The following is a 19,263-nucleotide window of genomic DNA, read 5'->3' as shown; positions in this document are numbered from 1 at the left end:
ACCCTGATTCCTTAATCCGCGCCCAAAACGGGTTTTAACCTGATTATTTATTCTCCCACCAATATGGTCTATTTATTTATGCCGTATTGTACTAGGGTGGTTGGCATAACGGCTGTGCATCGGGCTTTTAACCCGCAGAAATAGGTTCGACCCCTATACCACCCATTATGAATAAGAACTAGCGATCGCTAGTTGAGTATGTTGCAATAAGATATCTTTATCCAAAGTATGTATAGGATATTGCGGTGTTAGTGCCAGTAGTTTCTCAATTCTTTCTCTGGCTGCCTCCACTACTGATTCATCTAAGCTACTCTTACTAAGGGAATCGATGAAATCTTCAGCAATTTGATAGGTTCTTTCAATGGATGATGAGTTGATATTGCGCGAGACAATAAACAAGTCGCAGCCTGCATGAATTGACCGCGCCACAGTACCAGCTTTCATAAACATATCTGAGATCGCTTTCATATCCAAGTCGTCAGATACAACTACTCCATCAAAGCCAAGTTCCTCTCTAAGTATGGTTTTGAGGATAGCCTGGGAAAGAGTTGCTGGCACATCAGCATCTATCTTAGGAAATAAGATATGGGCAGTCATGATTAAAGGAATCTGTACTTCGATTAGGGCTTTGAAAGGTATAAGTTCTCTAAGTCGCAGGTCTTCTAAAGTTAAATTAAGTATTGGTAGCTCAATGTGAGAGTCTTTGCTGGTGTCTCCATGTCCGGGGAAATGCTTGGCGCATCCCAAAATTCCTGAATCTCGAAGTCCAAGGTAGTAGTCACGGGCACGTTGAACAGCAGTTTCGGGAGTGTTACCAAAGGCGCGAGTCCCAATGACGGGGTTGTGGGGATGGGAAAAAATATCTGCTACAGGTGCCCAAGATAAATTGATTCCCAGTGATTTAAGTTCTACTGCTGTGGCTTTTGCTACTTCGTGGGCGTGCGATCGCAGCAACAAGGCATGAGGAAAGCGGGTAATTGGCAGTGGTGTACGAATTACACGGCCTCCTTCATGATCCAGAGTGATGAACATTAAATCACGTTCAGTATATTCTCGTATCTGCCTGTTCAAATCCTTAAAGCTTTGCAGCCAAACCTGATATGGGGTGCCATCCAAAAAGTTCTTAGCAAAAAATATCACCCCAATCGGTCTCAATTCATTGAGTGCAAGTTTATCATCATCGCTTAATGTAGTGCCGGAAATACCTAAAATCAGGTGATGTCCAAAGCGTTTTAACTCTTGCGATACACCCATAATCTTTTACCTATAAGTTGTGTGGTAAACAACTGGGTTGTTCAACCTAGAGGACATAGATTTTTATCCTACACTCTTATGGGAAGCGGAAAGTTTTCAAAGCTAGGTTTTTTATTCTTGGTTTTAGATTAGCTATTTTCAGTCAAAGGAATTACTTTTGTTTCCCTAAATCTCCTGTATATAAATCTAGATGAAATACTCACCGCAAATCCATTGCCAATAATGGTATTGGCAATTTGATTGGGTAGGTGCGCCCAGGTAAAATTTCCTTTGGCAAAAGTTTTTTGGTAAAGCGATCGCACAATAACTGCCAAATGTAACAGATTGCAACGTATAATGAGAACCATAAAACCATTAAGAAATATTGAAGGGCATTAAGGTTAAATGCGAGTAGCGATCGCGGGTGCTGGTCTAGCAGGACTTTCCTGCGCGAAATATCTCACAGACGCAGGTCACACTCCCATTGTCTTGGAAAGCCGGGACGTACTGGGTGGTCTGGTTGCGGCGTGGAAAGACTCTGACGGCGACTGGTACGAAACCGGGTTACACGCCTTTTTTGGGGCATATCCCAATATGCTGCAATTGCTCAAGGAGTTGGGCATTGAGGACAGACTCCAGTGGAAACAGCATACGCTGATTTTTAATCAACCAGACAAGCCTGGGACATTATCACGTTTTGATGTTCCAGATATTCCCTCTCCTTTCAACGTGATTGCGTCGATTCTTCGCAATAAAGATATGTTGACTTGGGAGCAGAAGATTCGATTTGCAATTGGCCTACTTCCAGCAGTGGTTCGGGGTCAAAAGTATGTTGAAGACATGGACAAATACAGCTTCTTAGAGTGGTTGAAAAGGCAAGGTGTTGATGAGCGGGTAACTAGTGACGTTTTTATCGCCGCATGTAAAGCGCTCACCTTTATCAATCCCGATGAAGTTTCGGCAACGATTCTGTTAACTGCACTGAATCGTTTTCTCCAAGAACGATATGGCTCCAAGATTGCATTTTTGGATGGTTCTCCTACAGAACGGCTATGCAGCCCGATCGTTGATTATATCACAGAACGTCGTGGGGAAGTGCGCCTAAATGCCCCCTTGAAAGAGATATTGCTGAACGCCGATGGCACGGTGAAAGCATACTTGATTCGGGGGTTAAATGGGGCAGAAGATGAAGTTCTCACGGCTGATGTGTATGTATCTGCCATATCGGTTGACCCTTTGAAGGTGATTTTGCCTAAGCCTTGGAAACTTATGGAGTTTTTCAAGAAGCTAGAAGGCTTGGAAGGCGTGCCAGTGATTAACGTGCATCTGTGGTTTGACCGGAAACTGACAGAAATTGATCACTTGCTATTTTCGCGATCGCCCCTCCTCAGCGTTTATGCTGATATGAGCAATACCTGCCGTGAATACGCCAACCCCAATCGCTCAATGCTGGAATTAGTTCTAGCTCCGGCAAAAGATTGGATTGCCAAATCTGATGAGGAGATTGTGGCTGCAACGATTGCCGAGTTAGAAAAACTCTTCCCCGACCACTTTGGGGGAGATAATCCAGCTACGTTGCTGAAATCTCATGTGGTGAAAACGCCGCGTTCAGTTTACAAAGCGACCCCTGGTCGTCAACAGTACCGTCCCGCACAAGTTACGCCCATTGCCAACTTCTATCTCGCCGGAAGTTATACCATGCAACGCTACTTAGGCAGTATGGAAGGTGCCGTACTTTCTGGTAAGCTGACAGCGCAGGCAATTTCTGAGGCTCTCCCGGTAGCAAATTCCTCAAACCTGCAAACGCTCACCCGACCGCCCGCAACGAATGCTGCAACTGCCTGATTCCCCCCCGCGCATGAAAACGCTGGTCTCTGTAGACGAGTCCTACAACCTTTGTCGGCATCTCACAGCAAAGTATGCCAAGACTTTTTATCTGGGTACTTTGCTGATGAGTCCGGTAAAACGTCAATCTATTTGGTCAATTTACGCTTGGTGTCGCCGTACAGATGAATTGGTGGATGGACCCGCATCTGCTATTACCACGCCAGAAACCCTAGACCTATGGGAACAGCAGCTGGAATCGATTTTTGCGGGACGCCCATTAGAAAATTACGATGTCGCTTTATTTGATACCCTCCAGCGCTTTCCGATGGACATTCAGCCCTTTCGGGATATGATTGCCGGTCAGCGCATGGATTTATATCGCAGTCGTTATGAAACCTTTGAGGAATTATACCTCTACTGTTATCGCGTCGCTGGCACTGTTGGTTTAATGTCAACAGCAGTTATGGGTGTAGATAGCACCATATACACAGCTCCGTGGCATCAGAACAAACAACCTTATGTTCCCACAGAAGAAGCGATCGCTCTGGGAATTGCCAATCAACTCACCAACATCCTGCGGGATGTGGGAGAAGATGCCAAACGCGGACGGATTTACATTCCCCTTGAGGACTTGGCAAAATTCAACTACACCGAGCAAGATTTCTTCAAAGGTGTGGTAGATGAGCGTTGGCGGGCGCTGATGCGCTTTCAAATTGACCGGGCCCGCCAATTCTATAGCACATCCGACCAGGGAATTACTTATTTAGCACCGGACGCCCGTTGGCCCGTGTGGGCAGCATCAATGCTATACGGACAGATTTTGGAGGTGATTGAACGCAACAATTACGATGTATTCAGCCAGAGGGCTTACGTTCCCCAGTGGAAAAAGTTACGCACTTTGCCCGTAGCTTGGATGCGATCGCAAGTCCTTTAAAAAATTAGTCATTTGTCCCTAGTCGTTAATCGTTAGTCTTTTATAAATAACCAATGACCAATGACAAATGACAAATGACTATTGACTCCTACCAACAAACCTGCTAACATTATTAATCGTGAGTCAGGAGAGGTGGCTGAGTGGTCGAAAGCGGCAGATTGCTAATCTGTTGTACGGCAGGTAACTCCGTACCGAGGGTTCGAATCCCTCCCTCTCCGTTTTCCAGCCTTTCTTACACAGAGTATGTTCGGTGTCAGAAAATAAGTACTAATGCCGAGGCAAACACTTTTACTACCAAAGATGGATGATATGATTTATCCTTTGGAGCCTTGATAAGATCCAGCTAAATTACAAATCTAGTTTGAATCTTACTTTTAGGCTCCTAAATATCTGAGGAGTGAAAGTAAACTATGCAAAATATTAGCGCGGTCTTAACCTTTAGTATAGCGACCCTAGCAACTGGGTTCCTAGTAGGGGCTTGTGGTGATCCAAGTACCCCCAATAGCGCAGCTAACAACGGAAGTACCGCTACCCCGGCATCAAACTCAACTACCACAAGCAGTGCTAAAGGACTAAAAATTGGTTCCCTGCTACCGTCAACAGGGGACTTAGCTTCTGTGGGACAGCAAATGCTAGGTTCTGTACCTTTACTCGTCGATACGGTCAACGCTTGTGGTGGGGTGAATGGCGAACCTGTAACCTTGGTGCAAGTAGACGACCAAACCGATCCCAGAGCTGGTGCTGCTGGAATGACCAAACTAGCAACTTTAGATAAAGTGGCAGGTGTAGTTGGCTCCTTTGCCAGTAGCGTTTCTAGTGCAGCAGTCTCCATTGCGACGCCGAATAAAGTCATGCTGGTTTCCCCTGGTAGTACCAGTCCCATATTTACCCAAAAGGCTCAAAAAGGCGACTTTAAAGGCTTTTGGGCGCGAACAGCCCCCCCCGATACCTACCAAGCACTAGCTTTAGCTCAACTTGCCAGGAAAAAAGGTTTCAAGCGAATTTCTACAGTTGTGATTAATAACGACTATGGCGTAGGCTTTGAAAAAGCATTTGTGCAAACTTTTGAAAAATTGGGTGGAACTATAGTTAATAAAGATAAGCCTGTTCGTTACGACGCGAAAGCCCAGACATTTGATACAGAAGCGGCTGCTGCTTTTGCTGGTAAGCCAGATGCAGTCCTGGCTGTACTGTACGCTGAAACTGGTAGTTTATTCCTGAAAGCTGCCTATCAACAAGGTGTGGCCAAGGGTGTGCAAATTCTGCTGACTGATGGGGTGAAATCACCTACTTTCCCCGAACAAGTTGGCAAAGATAGTGATGGTAAATATATTTTAACTGGAGCGATCGGTACAGTACCTGGTTCCAATGGTAAAGCACTAGAAGCTTTTAACAAGCTGTGGAAGGATAAAAAAGGTGGTGCGCCAGGGGAATACGCTCCTCAAGCTTGGGATGCGGCTGCTTTATTGACGTTGGCAGCCCAAGCTGCTAAGGAAAATACAGGCGTTGGTATAGCTAGCAAAATCCGTGAAGTTGCTGATGGGCCTGGCACAGAAGTTACCGATGTCTGTGAGGGACTGAAGTTACTTAAAGATGGTAAGAAGATTAACTACCAAGGAGCCAGTGGCAACGTAGATGTTGATGCTAACGGCGATGTAGTCGGTGTTTACGATGTTTGGACAGTCGGAGACGATGGCAAAATCAAGGTAATTGACAAAGTTACCCCTAAGTAGAAAGTTAGGAGTTAAGAGTTATAAGTGAAACATTGCTAAACCAGATTTATTTTGAGAACTATAGTTTTAAAAGTAGTGGGAGCATCTTACTAACATGCGGGTAGTAGCGGGTAAGATGCTCGCATTACTCCAGGTTTCAAAATGGCCGAGGTCTAATTCCTAACCCTCCGGCAGGTCTTACCCTGACCTTGTCGAAGGGCTCAGGGCATCGCTCCTAACTCTTAACTCCTAACTCTTAAAGCCCAGTGAAGTTGTAACCAACTCCTAACAACAAGCCCACATCAGTTTTATCAAAAAATCCGGCATTCACAGCAGCCGTTGCAGTGAATTGAGGAGTTAGAGGCACATCAATGCCACCAGATACCAAAAAGGCAAATTGTGAATTATCACCAGTTTTGTAAGCTCCACCCACTCCGACGTAAGGTGCGATCGCTAACGGTTCGCTAAAAGCATCTGCTGACTTGAAGGAAAAATCGTAGGTGATTGGAACTAGAATTGTGGTGTTGTTTCCAAATACGGCTGAGGGTCGCACCGATATAGAATTTGTCAGTCCGATTTTGCTGACTACCGCGAAGTTACCATCACCCAAAGATGAGTCCCCACCACCACTCAAACCAATGTTAGCAGCGACGCCAATATAGCTGCTGCCCCCACGGGTAGTTCTACCTAAATCAATATCCGATTGCGCCACTCTAGGAGCAGATGGTTGAGAAGTAGTTTCAGAAGTAGTTTCAGAAGTAGGTTGTACAAACTCGGAGGTGAGCGTCGCAGATGAGGTTGCCACTGTGCCTGGAACGGGTTTGGATGTTACACTGGCATTTTCCTGTATCGCAGTGTTGGGGAACTGCTGTACTTTAGTTAAATTTGTGACTGTAAATGTTTGACTTGTTTCTGTAGAGAGATTTTGGCTTGCAGTGTCTAGTTCTGTACTAAACTCGTTGGGAGACGCTACGGTTGCGGAAGGGTCGGTTAATGGCTGACTGCTGACCTTGTCCACTGTCTGGGCACTTGCAGATAAGCCGCTACTCAGGACTGCAAGAGCAGCTATACTTGGCAACCAAAAAACACCTTTACAAAGAAAAATAGTATTCACATTCACTCCTAAAACAATATTGCCACGAAAAATAAAGGGTTTGTTGAGTTCATTCAACAAATTCGGGCAATACTCAAAATTTAACACCAAAAAATCGGTTTTTGCATCGTGATTTTGCTGGATTTATCTACTTAATATTTACCAGTAAAAAATTAAATACTATATCCTGAATATCCGAAATTTGACAGATGAGAAAAATTCTCTGGGCTTTAAGCAAAGAGTCTATTTGTTGAGGAGGTCATCAGGATTGCGAAAAATTTTCAGGACTTACGCATTGACAAGAAATACCAAGTATGTGTCAGGCGAAAAACCACATCTTTCGTAGGGGTTTAGCATACTAAACCCCTACAGCATCGTCTATTTATGGCGATGCTGTACTAGGAATTGCCCTTTGTAACACTAAAAGTTGATTGTGAAGTGATATTACGAAGCTTGCAAAAATATTTAGAAATTGTTTAGAAGGCAAACATGGTTCTAACGTAGAACCTATTAGGAGAGACTTGAGGCAAATGTGATGAACGAAAATGATATTCAAAAGTATCGGTTTGTCTGTACCCTGACTTTCGGTGATATCTACGGTCAAATAATTGTTTGGTTGATTACAATCACCCTAAGTTTGGCTTCAGCCTTGGCGCTAATGGGTGCCAAGCGACCCGTATACGCTTTAGCAACTGCGGGTCTCGTCGTTCTGCTATCGCTACCTTTCTTGTTGTTTGCCTTTGTCACTACCTTATTAAATCATATTGAAGTTATGCCTATAGGGCCTGGAACCAAAATGGAACCCATGCCAGGTAACGTGTCTCAGCAACAACCTGTACAAGCAACTAGCTAAAGAGTTAGGAGTTAGCAGCAGAGACGCGATTAATCGCGTCTGTACAGGAGTTAGGAGTTAGAAGTGAAGACCTAAGTCTTAATTTTTAACTTTTCACTCCTAATTTCAAAATTTGTAATCACATCCCTGTCTATAGGCAGGGAATTTTTTGTAGAGAGGCCACGGCAAGGATCGCAACGCACTGCCTCATTAATCACAATCACGTCTCTACAATAGAACAGCAGTGGTTTGCAGTTGGGGGCTAATTATGCTGGAACACGATGTGATTATTGTCGGGGGTGGATTGGCGGGATGTCGCGCTGCTGTAGAAATTGCCCGTATTGACCCTAGTTTAAATATTGCTGTGGTTGCTAAAACCCACCCAATTCGTTCCCACTCGGTTGCGGCTCAAGGTGGTATGGCTGCATCGCTGAAAAATGTTGATTCCGAAGATAGTTGGGAAGCACACGCTTTTGATACTGTCAAGGGTTCTGATTACTTGGCAGACCAAGACGCTGTGGCAATTCTCGCCCAAGAAGCGCCAGATGTGGTAATTGACTTGGAACACATCGGCGTTTTGTTCTCTCGCTTACCTGATGGGCGCATTGCCCAACGCGCTTTTGGCGGACATTCCCACAACCGCACTTGCTACGCGGCTGATAAGACTGGTCACGCGATTTTGCACGAATTAGTGAACAATTTGCGGCGTTATGGGGTGCAAGTTTATGAAGAATGGTACGTGATGCGTCTCATTTTAGAAGAAAATGAGGCCAAGGGTGTGGTAATGTTCCATCTTTTGGATGGACATATAGAGGTGGTGCGGGCTAAGGCGGTAATGTTTGCCACAGGGGGCTATGGTCGCGTTTATAATACCACCTCTAATGATTACGCCTCTTCTGGTGATGGTTTGGCAATGACTGCGATCGCAGGTTTGCCCCTGGAAGATATGGAATTTGTCCAATTTCATCCGACTGGTTTATATCCGGTAGGAGTGCTGATTTCGGAAGCGGTACGGGGAGAAGGGGCGTATCTGATTAATAGTGAAGGCGATCGCTTTATGGCCAACTATGCACCTAGTCGCATGGAACTAGCTCCTCGTGATATTACCTCACGAGCGATCGCTTACGAAATTCGCGCCGGTCGTGGTATTCATCTCGATGGAAGTGCTGGTGGACCCTTTGTCTATCTCGATCTACGCCATCTGGGCAAAGAAAAAATTATGAGTCGCGTTCCCTTCTGTTGGGAAGAAGCACACCGCCTAGTAGGTGTTGACGCTGTAACTCAACCGATGCCAGTCCGTCCGACAATTCATTATTGTATGGGTGGTATCCCAGTGAATACTGATGGGCAAGTCCGCAGCAGTGGTGATGGTTTAGTTGATGCTTTCTTTGCTGCGGGTGAAACATCTTGTGTTTCCGTACATGGTGCAAATCGCTTGGGAAGTAATTCTCTACTAGAGTGTGTAGTTTATGGTAAGCGGACTGGGGCTACGATCGCAAAATTTGTGCAAAAACGGAAGTTGCCCTCTGTGGATGAGCAACGGTATGTAACAGAAGCCCAGCAACAAATCCAAGCTTTGCTAGAACAACCAGGACAGTACCGCATTAACCAAGTCCGTGAAGCCTTCCAGGATTGTATGACCGAGTACTGTGGCGTTTTCCGCACTGAGGCATTAATGAGTGAAGGGTTACACAAATTAGAACAAATACAACAACAATATCCTCAAATTTATTTAGATGACAAAGGTAGTTGTTGGAATACGGAACTTGTGGAGGCTTTGGAATTGCGAAGTTTGATGGTAGTGGGGCAGACTATTTTGGCATCAGCCCTGAATCGCCAGGAAAGTCGTGGCGCTCATTTCCGCGAAGATTATTCCCAGCGAGATGATCGCAACTTCCTCAAACACACAATGGCTTACTATTCACCAGCCGGAATTGATATTCAATATCGACCAGTGGCAATTACTATGTTTGAGCCAAAAGAGCGGAAGTATTAGTTATTGTGTCTTGGGGATTAAAAAATGCTTTTCTTAATCCCTAAGATACAAAGATACAAGGAAAATATAAGTTTTGGTATAGATCCATCGGGTAGTTTTGTGCCTCATATACTTCAATTAACTTCACCAGCAACTTGTGTAAAACTCGCTCCTCCTGAGTGCGATACTTCGCAAAGGTTAGACGCTCTGCCACTACCAGCAAACTTCGTACTCCTCTTCCGTCTCAATTACCTTGGGAGCAAGTTCAGCTAGCAGATTGCTATAAGAACTTTCGTCAAAAGTAAAAGTCATTGTTCCATTTGCCTTTATCGTTCCGCCTTCTTCACAGTTGCATACCAGTTGTCGATCTGCTTCTTGACATCGGGATATTGAGCGGTATCAGTGTGAAGGTTGCGAATTGCAATTAGATGCATTTGTTTCTAGCTTTTTTGTCATATATTCTTAATGAAAAATCAATTGTATTTAAATTCTCTCAAAATGAGAGTAAGCAGTCAAGAGTAGTTATTACTTGGAGTACAGGTTAGTTCAGCCTAATACAACATCGAAAAAGCTGGTGACAATAGTGGCTCACTGGTGTGAGATCCTAGAGATAGTCAATAAAAGCTGAAGAGAATGGAACAACATCAGAAGCCAACGGTTGTAATTACGGGTACATCGTCGGGGGTGGGTTTGTATGCTGCGAAAGCGCTTGCTGAAAGGGGATGGTATGTAGTGCTGGCCTGTCGGGATTTAGCGAAAGCACAAAAAGCTGCCCAAGCTGTGGAAATACCCTACAACAGTTATACCAGCATACATATCGACCTTGGCTCCTTGGAAAGTGTTCGACAGTTTGTGAAGAACTTCCGAGCAGCTGGAAAGTCCCTAGATGCTTTAGTGTGCAACGCCGCAATTTATATGCCCTTATTAAAAGAGCCGTTGCGAAGCCCAGAAGGTTACGAGTTAAGCGTTGCCACAAATCACCTCGGACATTTCCTATTGTGCAACCTGATGTTAGACGATCTCAAGAAATCATCATCTTCAGAGCCAAGGCTGGTAATTTTAGGAACTGTCACTCATAATCCAGACGAGCTGGGTGGGAAAATCCCACCGCGTCCTGACTTGGGCGATTTGCAGGGCTTCGCAGAAGGGTTTAAAGACCCAATTTCGATGATTGATGGCAAAAAATTTGAACCAGTCAAAGCTTACAAAGACAGTAAGGTTTGCAACGTGCTGACTATGAGGGAACTGCATCAGCGCTATCACGAGTCAACCGGTATCATCTTCAATTCTCTCTATCCCGGATGTGTTGCAGAAACGCCGCTATTCCGAAACCACTATCCTTTGTTTCAGAAAATCTTCCCATTATTCCAGAAGTACATCACTGGGGGATATGTGTCTCAGGAGTTGGCGGGAGAACGGGTTGCTGCCGTGGTTGCCGATCCTGAGTACAATCAATCTGGTGCCTATTGGAGTTGGGGAAATCGCCAGAAGAAAGATGGCAAATCCTTTGTACAAAAAGTCTCTCCTCAAGCCCGTGATGACGAAAAAGCCGAGCGTATGTGGGAACTCAGCGCCAAGTTGGTTGGAATTGCGTGATGATACAGGAGGTGGCGTTACCCTTGTGCATGATTCATCAAGCCAATTTTTTGAATGAGTTGGGATTATGTGCAGGTAAGCAATGATTGAGGTGATTATTAAGTCACCTCTGACTTTATTGATAGCTTTATTTATGATATAAAAATCAAATTATACTTTTTCGGAATCTGATGCAGCAAAAACTTAATTTATAGGTAAGTAAAAGGAGAAAAAATTGCATGATAAATTCTGATTTGGAAATCATCAATAGCATAGTCGAATATATGCAGAACTTTCTGGAAAAGCCACATCGTGTTTTTGGCAATATGCCCGTTTGCCCTTTTGTGCAAAAAGCACGTCTCCAAAATAATATCCTTTACCAAGTTTATCGGTTTTCATCTCATTATGACCTTAATTTAAATTCACATCTGTTCAAGTTAATAGATGATTTCAGATCGTCCTTAAGCTACGAAGTTATGTTGATTATTCACCCAGATAAACAGGCAATGACACTGGATGAGAGTAAGCAATTTGCAGAAAGTTTAAATAAAATTATTTCTCCTACAGGTTTGATTGCTTTTGCTGGAAATTCCGATGATAAGTTTAATATTCAGGGAGTTTATACAAGACAAGCGCCTTACATACACCTGACTATCCAAACTGACAAAAGTCTTAAAATAGCTTCAGAACTATTGCTTAAAACCCATTATTATCAAAATTGGTCGCCAGAAAATCTAAAATATGTTGGTTTTTCTAGAAAGTAGGTAATATCGCATTCTTCCAGAGTCAGTAGGGTGCATTACACTGAGTTAACCCACCGATCTTAATTGTAAAGATATGGGAAATATAGTACTAGTATTTGATTTTTGAAATGGAGGTAATGGACTGTCTAGGCTAAAATAGTGCATTAGACGTAGGTTGGGTGGAGCGGAGCGCAACCCAACTGATTATCAGGATGTTGGGTTACGGAAAGCCTCCACCCAACCTACAATTTTTTTGCAACATTTTAGCCTAGACAGTCTAAGCTAATCGTCATTCATTTTTCCCCAATAATTCCTTTGTAGTAAGGGCTTCAGCCCTAATTTTATGCAACTTAAATACTCATTAGCTTACTACAAGACTACCGAGATTTTTTCAGAAATCAAATATGATTCCTATATTATCTAAACATTCCTTATGGAAACTGCCATGTCTTCTCTAAGGACCCATTCCCAAATGCTATATGAAGCTGATTACTTGCTTGCAATGGATAGAAATATCAAAGAAGCTCTAGATGATTCACCTAGTCTTAAATCCTATCTTGAGATCGTTTTTGGCCAGTGTTATGCACAAGCGGTTAAGCAAGCAAAAGCTGAAACTGGTTTGTCAATGGAATCCTTTCCTGTGGTGTGTCCATACCAGCTACCAGAAGTCACAAATGATGAGTTTTTACCTGAGTAAGCACTGAATCGGGCTGTATGTGCCGCTTCACTCTCTCTACAGTCGCATATCTCCATTCCCTACTATTGACTTATACCTAAAGAAAGATATATAATAAAATTTCCATAGAAGGGGAGTAGCTGCTGGCTAAAAAAATAAAAAGCCAGTACATCTGAATCAACATACTGGCGATGAGCCTGGTTCAGATGGCAAATAATCAATATTTGAAAGCGAGACCTTCACTAAGTTCACACCGAAAAGTGTCAACTTGGTGAGGTCTTTTGGCTCTCATCAAGCTTCACATCGGTAAACGATTCTTCAGGAGCTTGAGAAAGTGTTAACAGCTTTTACCGCAGCTTTATTACTAATTACAGTTTCAGAACTAGGCGATAAAACATTTTTTATTGCTGTGATTTTGGCAATGCACCACCCGCGGCGGCTGGTATTTATAGGTGTGACAGGCGCTTTAGCGGCGATGTCAATCCTTTCGGTGCTATTCGGACAAGCGGTATCTTTGTTGCCAAAAGTTTATATTCATTACGCCGAAATAGCTTTATTTATTGCCTTTGGTATCAAGCTGTTATATGACGCTAGTAAGATGTCGGCTGCTGCTTGTGATACAGAAGTTGTCGAAGAAGCTGAAGCTGCGGTGAAAAAAGCAGATTTGCAGGTATCAAAGCAAAAGACTTCGTTGGCAATTGTAATAGAAGCCTTTGTGTTGACATTTATGGCAGAGTGGGGCGATCGCACGCAAATTGCCACCATTGCCCTAGCGGCAAGTAATAATCCAATTGGAGTGACAATAGGTGCAATTTTAGGACATGCCATTTGTGCTGCGATCGCAGTTATCGGTGGCAAAATGATTGCCGGACGCATTTCTGAGCGTCAAATCACCCTGATTGGCGGATGCCTGTTTTTGGTCTTTGGTGTAGTTGCTGCCATTGAAGGAGCGTGAGCGGAAAAAGCAGAGAGCAGGGAGAAGAAATAATAACCAATGCCCCATGCCCAATGCCCAATACTTCTCTACGAGAGGCTGCGCCAACGACTTCTCTACGAGATCCTTATCTACGAGACGCTACGCGTAGCTTGCAACTCCTACGGAGTACGGCAAGCTCAGGGCATCGCGCTACGCGAACGCTCAGTACAAGTGCCCAATGCCCATTACTTAGGAGTACTTTCCACTGAAGGCGCGGGAGATGCAGCAGGATTAGGAATGGGGGAAGCCGTTGCTGCTTTGTTAATTTCGTCTTTGTACTGAGCAGGTGCTAAAGCTGCGGCACTATCAAATAAAGGTTTTGCATCTGCGTTTTTGCCCTGTTGTTTCAGGAGCATCGCTTTTGCCACAACTGGGCGAAAATCCTTGGGATCTTTCTTAATTGCTTGGTCATATACAGAGCTAGCTTGAGCGTAGCGTTTCTGGGAAGCGTGAACAGAACCTAACAGCACTTGCACGGCGACTATATCTACACTTCCAGGCTGAATTTTATTTATTTGGGCTGCGTTAGAGAGAGTTTCTTGCAACAAACCAATGGCTGCTTCAGGGCGTTGCTGATTTATCAACAGAGACACCATTCCTTGCAAAGCCTTCAAATCGCCCGGTTTAGTGGACAAAATCGAGCGATAAGCTTGAGCAGCTCCTTCGCGATCGCCAATTTGCTGTTTAGCTTGAGCCAGTAGCACTGAATATTCTGACTGTTCGGGATTCAGCTTGGCTAGCTTTTCTAGGGGTTCAATGACGACTTGGATATCAGCTGGTTTAATCTCACTTTTTTCTTTTTGACTGAGTAATTGTAGCCGCGCCTGTAATAGACCCTTAAGCGCAGTCTGATTTTCTGGTTCCCTTTGCAAAACTAGCTCATAACCCCGTACTTCGTCTTCCAATTTTGATTTTTGGTCAGATCCGGGCAAACTGCCTCTGGTGCTAGCGATATTCTGGTTTGAGGATGGCGTATTATTAAATGCTCCAATTATGGGAATCACCGAAACACCCACAAAAGCAAGAATTGCCAGCGCCAAGACGACTTGAACTATCCAGCGATTGCGTGTTTGAGTCACAGTTTTGTCTTTCTCCTAAACTCTAATGACATTATCATTTACACAAATCGTAAAGTTAAAAATTTCCAAAACTTTGCGGAATACCGCCAATTGCCTGTGAATTTTATAACAATTAACTATCCACACTGCTAAAGTAAGTGATGACTTTAGGAGGAGCCGTCAGAACTGTAGCTATGATATGCTTCCGAAATTAGTGTTTATACACTAAATTACACATTTAGTGTATAAACACTAAATTTAGCGCCTTTAGGATTGTGTAGAGTACCCTGATGTGACTTTGTTAAAAGCCAATATACTTTCATCAGTCGCACAAATGCTCTTTCCAGCTGCCTTTGTAAAATCCCACAATGGGATGTGTCTCCGCCGCAAGGAGTTTTTATGAATTCCGACCTGATGCCGTTGCCTGAATCCTCCAATTCTTCTGCCTCTAACCAAGGCCCAACTAACGTAGAGGCAGCCGCTAATGTTCACATAGCTGCCCAGTCCTCTAAAGAAGTTGAAAATTCGCCTGTCAACCCCATTGAGACTGACTCAAATGGGAACTTGGTCAATCGACAGCAACCGATTCCGCCTCCCAGTGAGCCGATGCAATATCGAGCGATCGGGTTAGTCCGGGGTCGCTATCATGCTAGCAGCGAACAATTTACTCAAGGTACACTGCTAACCGCAGATGGTGTAGAACTCAATGCCGTCCTCCTAGGCCGGATTATGAGCTTAGTCAAAAATCACTTAGACTTAGAAAAAGAACACTTGTGGGTAGTATATCCACGGACTAGACAAGAAAATGATACCTTACACATCCAAATCGTCGGAGTTTGGGAGCCAGAAAATCTGGCTAAAAACTCAACAGATGAAGACGAGTCAGATTTGGAGTTGCAAGAGTTACAAACACCCGATGATGGCTTATCGGAAAACTCTGAATTAAGTACAACTGCGGTGATACCTTCATCAGAAGTTGCAGATGGTGGTTTTTCTGTTCGTGGTGAAGTAGTATACCAGTCTTTTGATGCTAAGAGCTTGGTAGTCAAAATTAGGCAGGCTCCACGCAAATCAACTGATAAACCCAAGTATTTTAAGTTGAAATTGAGGGGTGTGCTGACCACCAAAGCAGTAGGAAAGTTCTGGGACTTCCAAGCTAAGCGGGAAGCTGACGTTTTGGTAGTAGAAAAAGCTGAGGCGATCGCTGACTTGCCCAAAAAACGCAAACCACCATTCAAAGGTGCCCCTCGTGCTGGCGGTGGTGGTGCTGGTGGAAGAAAACCATTCCCCCCCAGACGTACTGGCGAAACCCCGCGTCCGATCAAGAAAACAGGCGCAGGTGGCGACCCCTCTGTGGTGTCAAAACCTATACCAAAAACGCCCGCTCCTAAGCCCATCAAGCGACCGAAACCGACTCAAGAGTAGGGTATTGGGCATTAGGCATTGGGCATTGGGCATGGGGCATGGGGCATGGGGCATGGAGCATTGGTTATTAATTCTTCTCCCCACTCCCCTACTTCCTACAGACGCGATTAATCGCGTCTCTACCCACTCCCAACTCTTAAAAATCCGTCCGACGATCTTGGGGTAGAAAAGCTCGCTCCATTGGAATTGGGGCAACTGGTTCTGTGAGGGTAAATGTACCTGCTTCGATCCACTTTTTCAACTCTAGGGCGACTTGCCTAGAAAAAAACAAACTCGCTAAGGGGGCAACGCGTACTGCTTTGCCCTCAATGGTGATCCGCCCAGATTTGAGTTGGGCGTAACTCACCAAACCAAAGGTAGGACGGACGCGCCTGGGAATGGAAAAATCCACTATTGGGGCTACTAAGTCTTGATCTTGCACGGCACAGTGTTCAATTACTTGTTCATTTAATACAGGGAGTGGTACACCAACGCCTAACATCAATGAGGGTCCATAACTTTTGAAGTAACACCCTCGTACCCAATGAGCATCCATTTGCTTGGCATCACCAATTAAAGCTAAAGTGGCGGAAGGTCCAATCGGTGTACGATTAGCTAAACGCTTTTGTAAGGGGAAGTGCTGAGTGCCTTCCCAGGCGACATAGCCAACACCGCCGCCTAAGAAAATTCGAGTACCTATACCAACGAGTTGCAAATCGGGATCGTTGAGTAAGGGGGAAATCGCACCTGGGTTAGAGTAAACGGCATTCCCCAGACGCGGTTGTAAAGGGCCCAAATAGGTGAAGAGGGGGCGATCGCCAGCATTTACACCAACAATAAAATTTTGATAAAGATTACGCGGATTGAATAAATAAAACTGATTAATCGTTTCACTGGTGACAGTAGTTTCAAAAGCTGCTCTGGGGTAACAATCTGTTACTTGTCCTTGCGCTTTTACGTGTATAGGTTTACCAGCGATCAAATCTTCGATTACATGACCACCGCCACGTTCTCGGACTTCTTCCCCGTCCATCGTCTCTACAGCAGAACTGGCACCCAAATATAAATCTACTGCCCCAAAACCAGAGTATGCTGGCACGCCATCTAACCAGCAACGGCGAATTTTTATCGGCGGGTCAGTGTGTCCCAGATTGATAATTGCACCACTTGATTCCATCGGCTCAAAAGTGCCAGTGGTAATTACATCAACTTCTTTAGCAGCTTTAGTAACACCGATTTCTACAACTCGTGCTTTTAATTCTTCAGTTGTCAACACTACCGCACGTTGGCGGCTGATTTTCTCGTTAATTTCTGCAATTGTTCGCATCTTATCAGTGCTTGCGCTTCCTGCTGTCTTCCTCTTTGAAGGATATCTTGATAAATCACAGACTGCTTTGAAAATAGGAAATACGGAGTAGGAAAAGAAATTTTTATTGCTCCTTGTGAGCGCAGATCGTGAAGTCTCTTGTATAATTTACTCTCGAAATAGTTAACAATTTAGTAGTACTTAGTACTATTGCCCAGTAGATTTGGCACGATTTTTGCATAAGAGTATTGTTACAGAATTTTAGACTTTAAATTTTGAATTGTTGGCGGAGCCTCTCGTAGAGAAGATTCAAAATTTAAAAGCGTATTGTTCCATAGCTGACCAAACATCACTAAAGACTTATGCAAAAACAGCGAAGACCGAGTAAGAAGAGTTTGCGATCGCTTGATTACTTGAATGTGTTTCTCGCAGATGTGCGCGATGGTATTGGCCCATATCTGAGCATTTACTTGAAAGCTTCAGAAAATTGGAACCCTGTTCAGATTGGAATGGCGATGTCAGTTTCAACAATTGCCACAGTTATTGTCCAAACACCAGCTGGTGCATTGGTTGACAAGTTATGTACCTGAAACAAAAACAGCAGTTAATACAAAGGCATCACCTTAAAATATCTAGCGAAATCATGATTGTTTTCAGATACATCATCATTGGGCTGACTTATATAGGTTTGGGTTTAGGATATCTACCTGGTTTGCGGATGAACCGAGCCAGTATTGCTTTAGTTGGTGCATCTTTGCTGATGGCATTCGGGGTATTAGACCTCAAAGAAGCATGGCAAGCTATAGACTATAAAACGCTGATTTTCCTGTTTGGCATGATGGTAATCAGCACAAACTTAGCTTACGCTGGTTTTTTCCAACTAACTCTTGATACAGTTACACACTTTACCCACAGCCCTTTGGGTTTGCTGATTGTTTTAACTTTTGGTAGTGGAATTCTCTCCGCTTTTTTTCTGAATGATACCATCGCTCTAATTCTGACTCCTTTGGTTCTCGGCTTAACGCAAACTTTGAAACTCAATCCTATTCCTTACTTACTTGCCTTGGCGGGAGCAACTAATCTGGGTTCAGTGGCTACCTTAAGTGGTAATCCGCAAAATATTTTGATTGGTTCCTTCTCTGGTATCAGCTATCTCGATTTTGCTAAAGCTTTGACTCCCATCGCATTAGTAAGTTTGTTGATTCAAATTGGGTTATTGTGGTGGTTTTATCCTGATGTCCGTTCTACTAAATCTTGTCCGAGTGTAACCCCCGTGCGTTACCGCATATTTAAACCGTTACTTACTAAAAGCCTATTGATAACCGCAGGACTATTAATTGCATTCTTAATTGGAATGCCCCCAGCCCAAGCAACACTTGTAGCTGCTAGTTTACTGTTTATTACTAGAAGAATCAAACCAGAACGAGTTTTAAATAAAGTAGATTGGGATTTACTGCTGATGTTTTCTGGACTGTTTATTGTGACTGCTGGAGTGGAAAAATTAGGAATATTAAATTTATTTGGCGGTTTAGTTCATAGTCCCCTGAGCATATTAGGAGTTACTGCTCTGCTTTCAAATTTAGTTTCTAATGTTCCAGCAGTATTGTTATTACAACATTTACTTCCCCATCCAGATACAAAAACCTGGTTACTATTAGCAGCAGGTTCTACTTTGGCAGGTAATCTAACTTTGTTAGGTTCAGTTGCTAATTTAATTGTTGCTGAGGCTGTTGCAAAATTTGGTTATCACTTGTCATTCTGGGAACATCTACGTTTTGGTCTACCGCTAACTGTCCTGACTCTAATCCTCGCTTATTATTGGATTTAGTCATTGGTCATTGGTCATTGGTCATTGGTCATTGGTCATTGGTCATTGGTCATTGGTCATTGGTCATTGGTCATTGGTCATTGGTCATTGG

Annotated in this window: 18 protein-coding genes and 2 tRNA genes; 15 read left to right on the top strand and 5 right to left on the bottom strand. The window is 43.9% G+C overall.

Going from position 1 to position 19,263, the window contains the following annotated elements; translation table 11 throughout:
- The first annotated feature begins 94 nt into the window (after window positions 1-94).
- Window positions 95-165 (top strand) — tRNA-Lys (locus tag ACYTXL_RS11535).
- On the opposite strand, the gene nagZ is transcribed toward ACYTXL_RS11535, so the two are convergent.
- Entirely contained in the window at window positions 166-1,254 is a 1,089-nt protein-coding gene (gene nagZ, locus ACYTXL_RS11530; RefSeq protein ID WP_461924861.1) for a beta-N-acetylhexosaminidase, read from the bottom strand.
- Window positions 1,255-1,382: 128 nt separating this feature from the next.
- Window positions 1,383-1,601, bottom strand: a complete 219-nt coding sequence (locus tag ACYTXL_RS11525) for a hypothetical protein (protein WP_461924860.1) — start codon at window positions 1,599-1,601, stop codon at window positions 1,383-1,385.
- A gap of 37 nt (window positions 1,602-1,638) precedes the next feature.
- On the opposite strand from ACYTXL_RS11525, the gene pds reads away from it, so the two are divergent.
- The 4 genes from pds to ACYTXL_RS11505 all read left to right on the top strand — a co-directional run bounded on the left by pds (window position 1,639) and on the right by ACYTXL_RS11505 (window position 5,727).
- Window positions 1,639-3,078: a 15-cis-phytoene desaturase gene (gene pds / locus ACYTXL_RS11520; RefSeq protein ID WP_461924859.1), complete on the top strand. Its 1,440-nt coding sequence runs from the start codon at window positions 1,639-1,641 to the stop codon at window positions 3,076-3,078.
- Window positions 3,062-3,994 (top strand): 15-cis-phytoene synthase CrtB, encoded by a 933-nt coding sequence (crtB, locus tag ACYTXL_RS11515; protein WP_461924858.1) that lies wholly within the window; start codon window positions 3,062-3,064, stop codon window positions 3,992-3,994. Before pds ends, crtB begins: the two co-directional genes overlap by 17 nt.
- A 126-nt stretch (window positions 3,995-4,120) precedes the next feature.
- Window positions 4,121-4,212: transfer RNA gene (locus ACYTXL_RS11510), tRNA-Ser, on the top strand.
- A 192-nt stretch (window positions 4,213-4,404) separates the two neighbouring features.
- On the top strand, window positions 4,405-5,727 hold the full coding sequence (locus tag ACYTXL_RS11505; protein ID WP_461924857.1) for an ABC transporter substrate-binding protein: 1,323 nt from the start codon (window positions 4,405-4,407) through the stop codon (window positions 5,725-5,727).
- Window positions 5,728-5,962: 235 nt separating this feature from the next.
- On the opposite strand, the gene ACYTXL_RS11500 is transcribed toward ACYTXL_RS11505, so the two are convergent.
- Complete coding sequence (locus tag ACYTXL_RS11500) at window positions 5,963-6,820, bottom strand: hypothetical protein (protein ID WP_461924863.1); 858 nt, start codon at window positions 6,818-6,820, stop codon at window positions 5,963-5,965.
- Between the two features lie 514 nt (window positions 6,821-7,334).
- On the opposite strand from ACYTXL_RS11500, the gene ACYTXL_RS11495 reads away from it, so the two are divergent.
- The 7 genes from ACYTXL_RS11495 to ACYTXL_RS11465 all read left to right on the top strand — a co-directional run bounded on the left by ACYTXL_RS11495 (window position 7,335) and on the right by ACYTXL_RS11465 (window position 13,785).
- The gene (locus ACYTXL_RS11495; protein WP_292822970.1) at window positions 7,335-7,652 is read left to right on the top strand and encodes a hypothetical protein; all 318 of its coding nucleotides are present in this window, start codon (window positions 7,335-7,337) and stop codon (window positions 7,650-7,652) included.
- 247 nt (window positions 7,653-7,899) lie between these two features.
- A complete protein-coding gene (locus ACYTXL_RS11490) occupies window positions 7,900-9,627 on the top strand; it encodes a succinate dehydrogenase/fumarate reductase flavoprotein subunit (protein WP_461924856.1) in 1,728 nt (575 codons plus the stop codon).
- A 612-nt stretch (window positions 9,628-10,239) separates the two neighbouring features.
- Entirely contained in the window at window positions 10,240-11,202 is a 963-nt protein-coding gene (locus ACYTXL_RS11485) for a protochlorophyllide reductase (protein ID WP_461924855.1), read from the top strand.
- 218 nt (window positions 11,203-11,420) lie between these two features.
- On the top strand, window positions 11,421-11,945 hold the full coding sequence (locus ACYTXL_RS11480; protein WP_461924854.1) for a DUF6875 domain-containing protein: 525 nt from the start codon (window positions 11,421-11,423) through the stop codon (window positions 11,943-11,945).
- A 424-nt stretch (window positions 11,946-12,369) separates the two neighbouring features.
- Window positions 12,370-12,621 carry a DUF29 family protein gene (locus tag ACYTXL_RS11475; RefSeq protein ID WP_461924853.1) on the top strand — a complete coding sequence of 84 codons (252 nt, stop codon included), beginning with the start codon at window positions 12,370-12,372 and terminating at the stop codon, window positions 12,619-12,621.
- 313 nt (window positions 12,622-12,934) lie between these two features.
- A complete protein-coding gene (locus ACYTXL_RS11470) occupies window positions 12,935-13,555 on the top strand; it encodes a TMEM165/GDT1 family protein (RefSeq protein ID WP_461924852.1) in 621 nt (206 codons plus the stop codon).
- 53 nt (window positions 13,556-13,608) lie between these two features.
- The gene (locus tag ACYTXL_RS11465; protein WP_461924851.1) at window positions 13,609-13,785 is read left to right on the top strand and encodes a hypothetical protein; all 177 of its coding nucleotides are present in this window, start codon (window positions 13,609-13,611) and stop codon (window positions 13,783-13,785) included.
- Here ACYTXL_RS11465 and ACYTXL_RS11460 read toward each other — a convergent pair.
- Window positions 13,762-14,655 carry a tetratricopeptide repeat protein gene (locus ACYTXL_RS11460; RefSeq protein ID WP_461924850.1) on the bottom strand — a complete coding sequence of 298 codons (894 nt, stop codon included), beginning with the start codon at window positions 14,653-14,655 and terminating at the stop codon, window positions 13,762-13,764. The two genes, ACYTXL_RS11465 and ACYTXL_RS11460, sit on opposite strands and share 24 nt — an antisense overlap.
- A gap of 378 nt (window positions 14,656-15,033) precedes the next feature.
- On the opposite strand from ACYTXL_RS11460, the gene ACYTXL_RS11455 reads away from it, so the two are divergent.
- Window positions 15,034-16,059, top strand: coding sequence for a hypothetical protein (locus tag ACYTXL_RS11455; RefSeq protein ID WP_461924849.1), 1,026 nt, complete (start codon window positions 15,034-15,036; stop codon window positions 16,057-16,059).
- Window positions 16,060-16,195: 136 nt separating this feature from the next.
- On the opposite strand, the gene ACYTXL_RS11450 is transcribed toward ACYTXL_RS11455, so the two are convergent.
- Entirely contained in the window at window positions 16,196-17,365 is a 1,170-nt protein-coding gene (locus ACYTXL_RS11450; RefSeq protein ID WP_461924848.1) for a homocysteine biosynthesis protein, read from the bottom strand.
- A gap of 341 nt (window positions 17,366-17,706) precedes the next feature.
- On the opposite strand from ACYTXL_RS11450, the gene ACYTXL_RS11445 reads away from it, so the two are divergent.
- Together ACYTXL_RS11445 and ACYTXL_RS11440 are read left to right on the top strand one after the other, a co-directional pair.
- Window positions 17,707-17,934 carry a hypothetical protein gene (locus tag ACYTXL_RS11445; protein ID WP_461924847.1) on the top strand — a complete coding sequence of 76 codons (228 nt, stop codon included), beginning with the start codon at window positions 17,707-17,709 and terminating at the stop codon, window positions 17,932-17,934.
- Window positions 17,935-17,987: 53 nt separating this feature from the next.
- Entirely contained in the window at window positions 17,988-19,172 is a 1,185-nt protein-coding gene (locus ACYTXL_RS11440; RefSeq protein WP_461924862.1) for an anion transporter, read from the top strand.
- The last annotated feature ends 91 nt before the right edge of the window (window positions 19,173-19,263 follow it).

The sequence above is a fragment of the Nostoc sp. genome (assembly GCF_054880495.1).
Note: the sequence above shows the minus strand (reverse complement) of the source record. Positions and strands in the feature narration are given on the sequence as shown.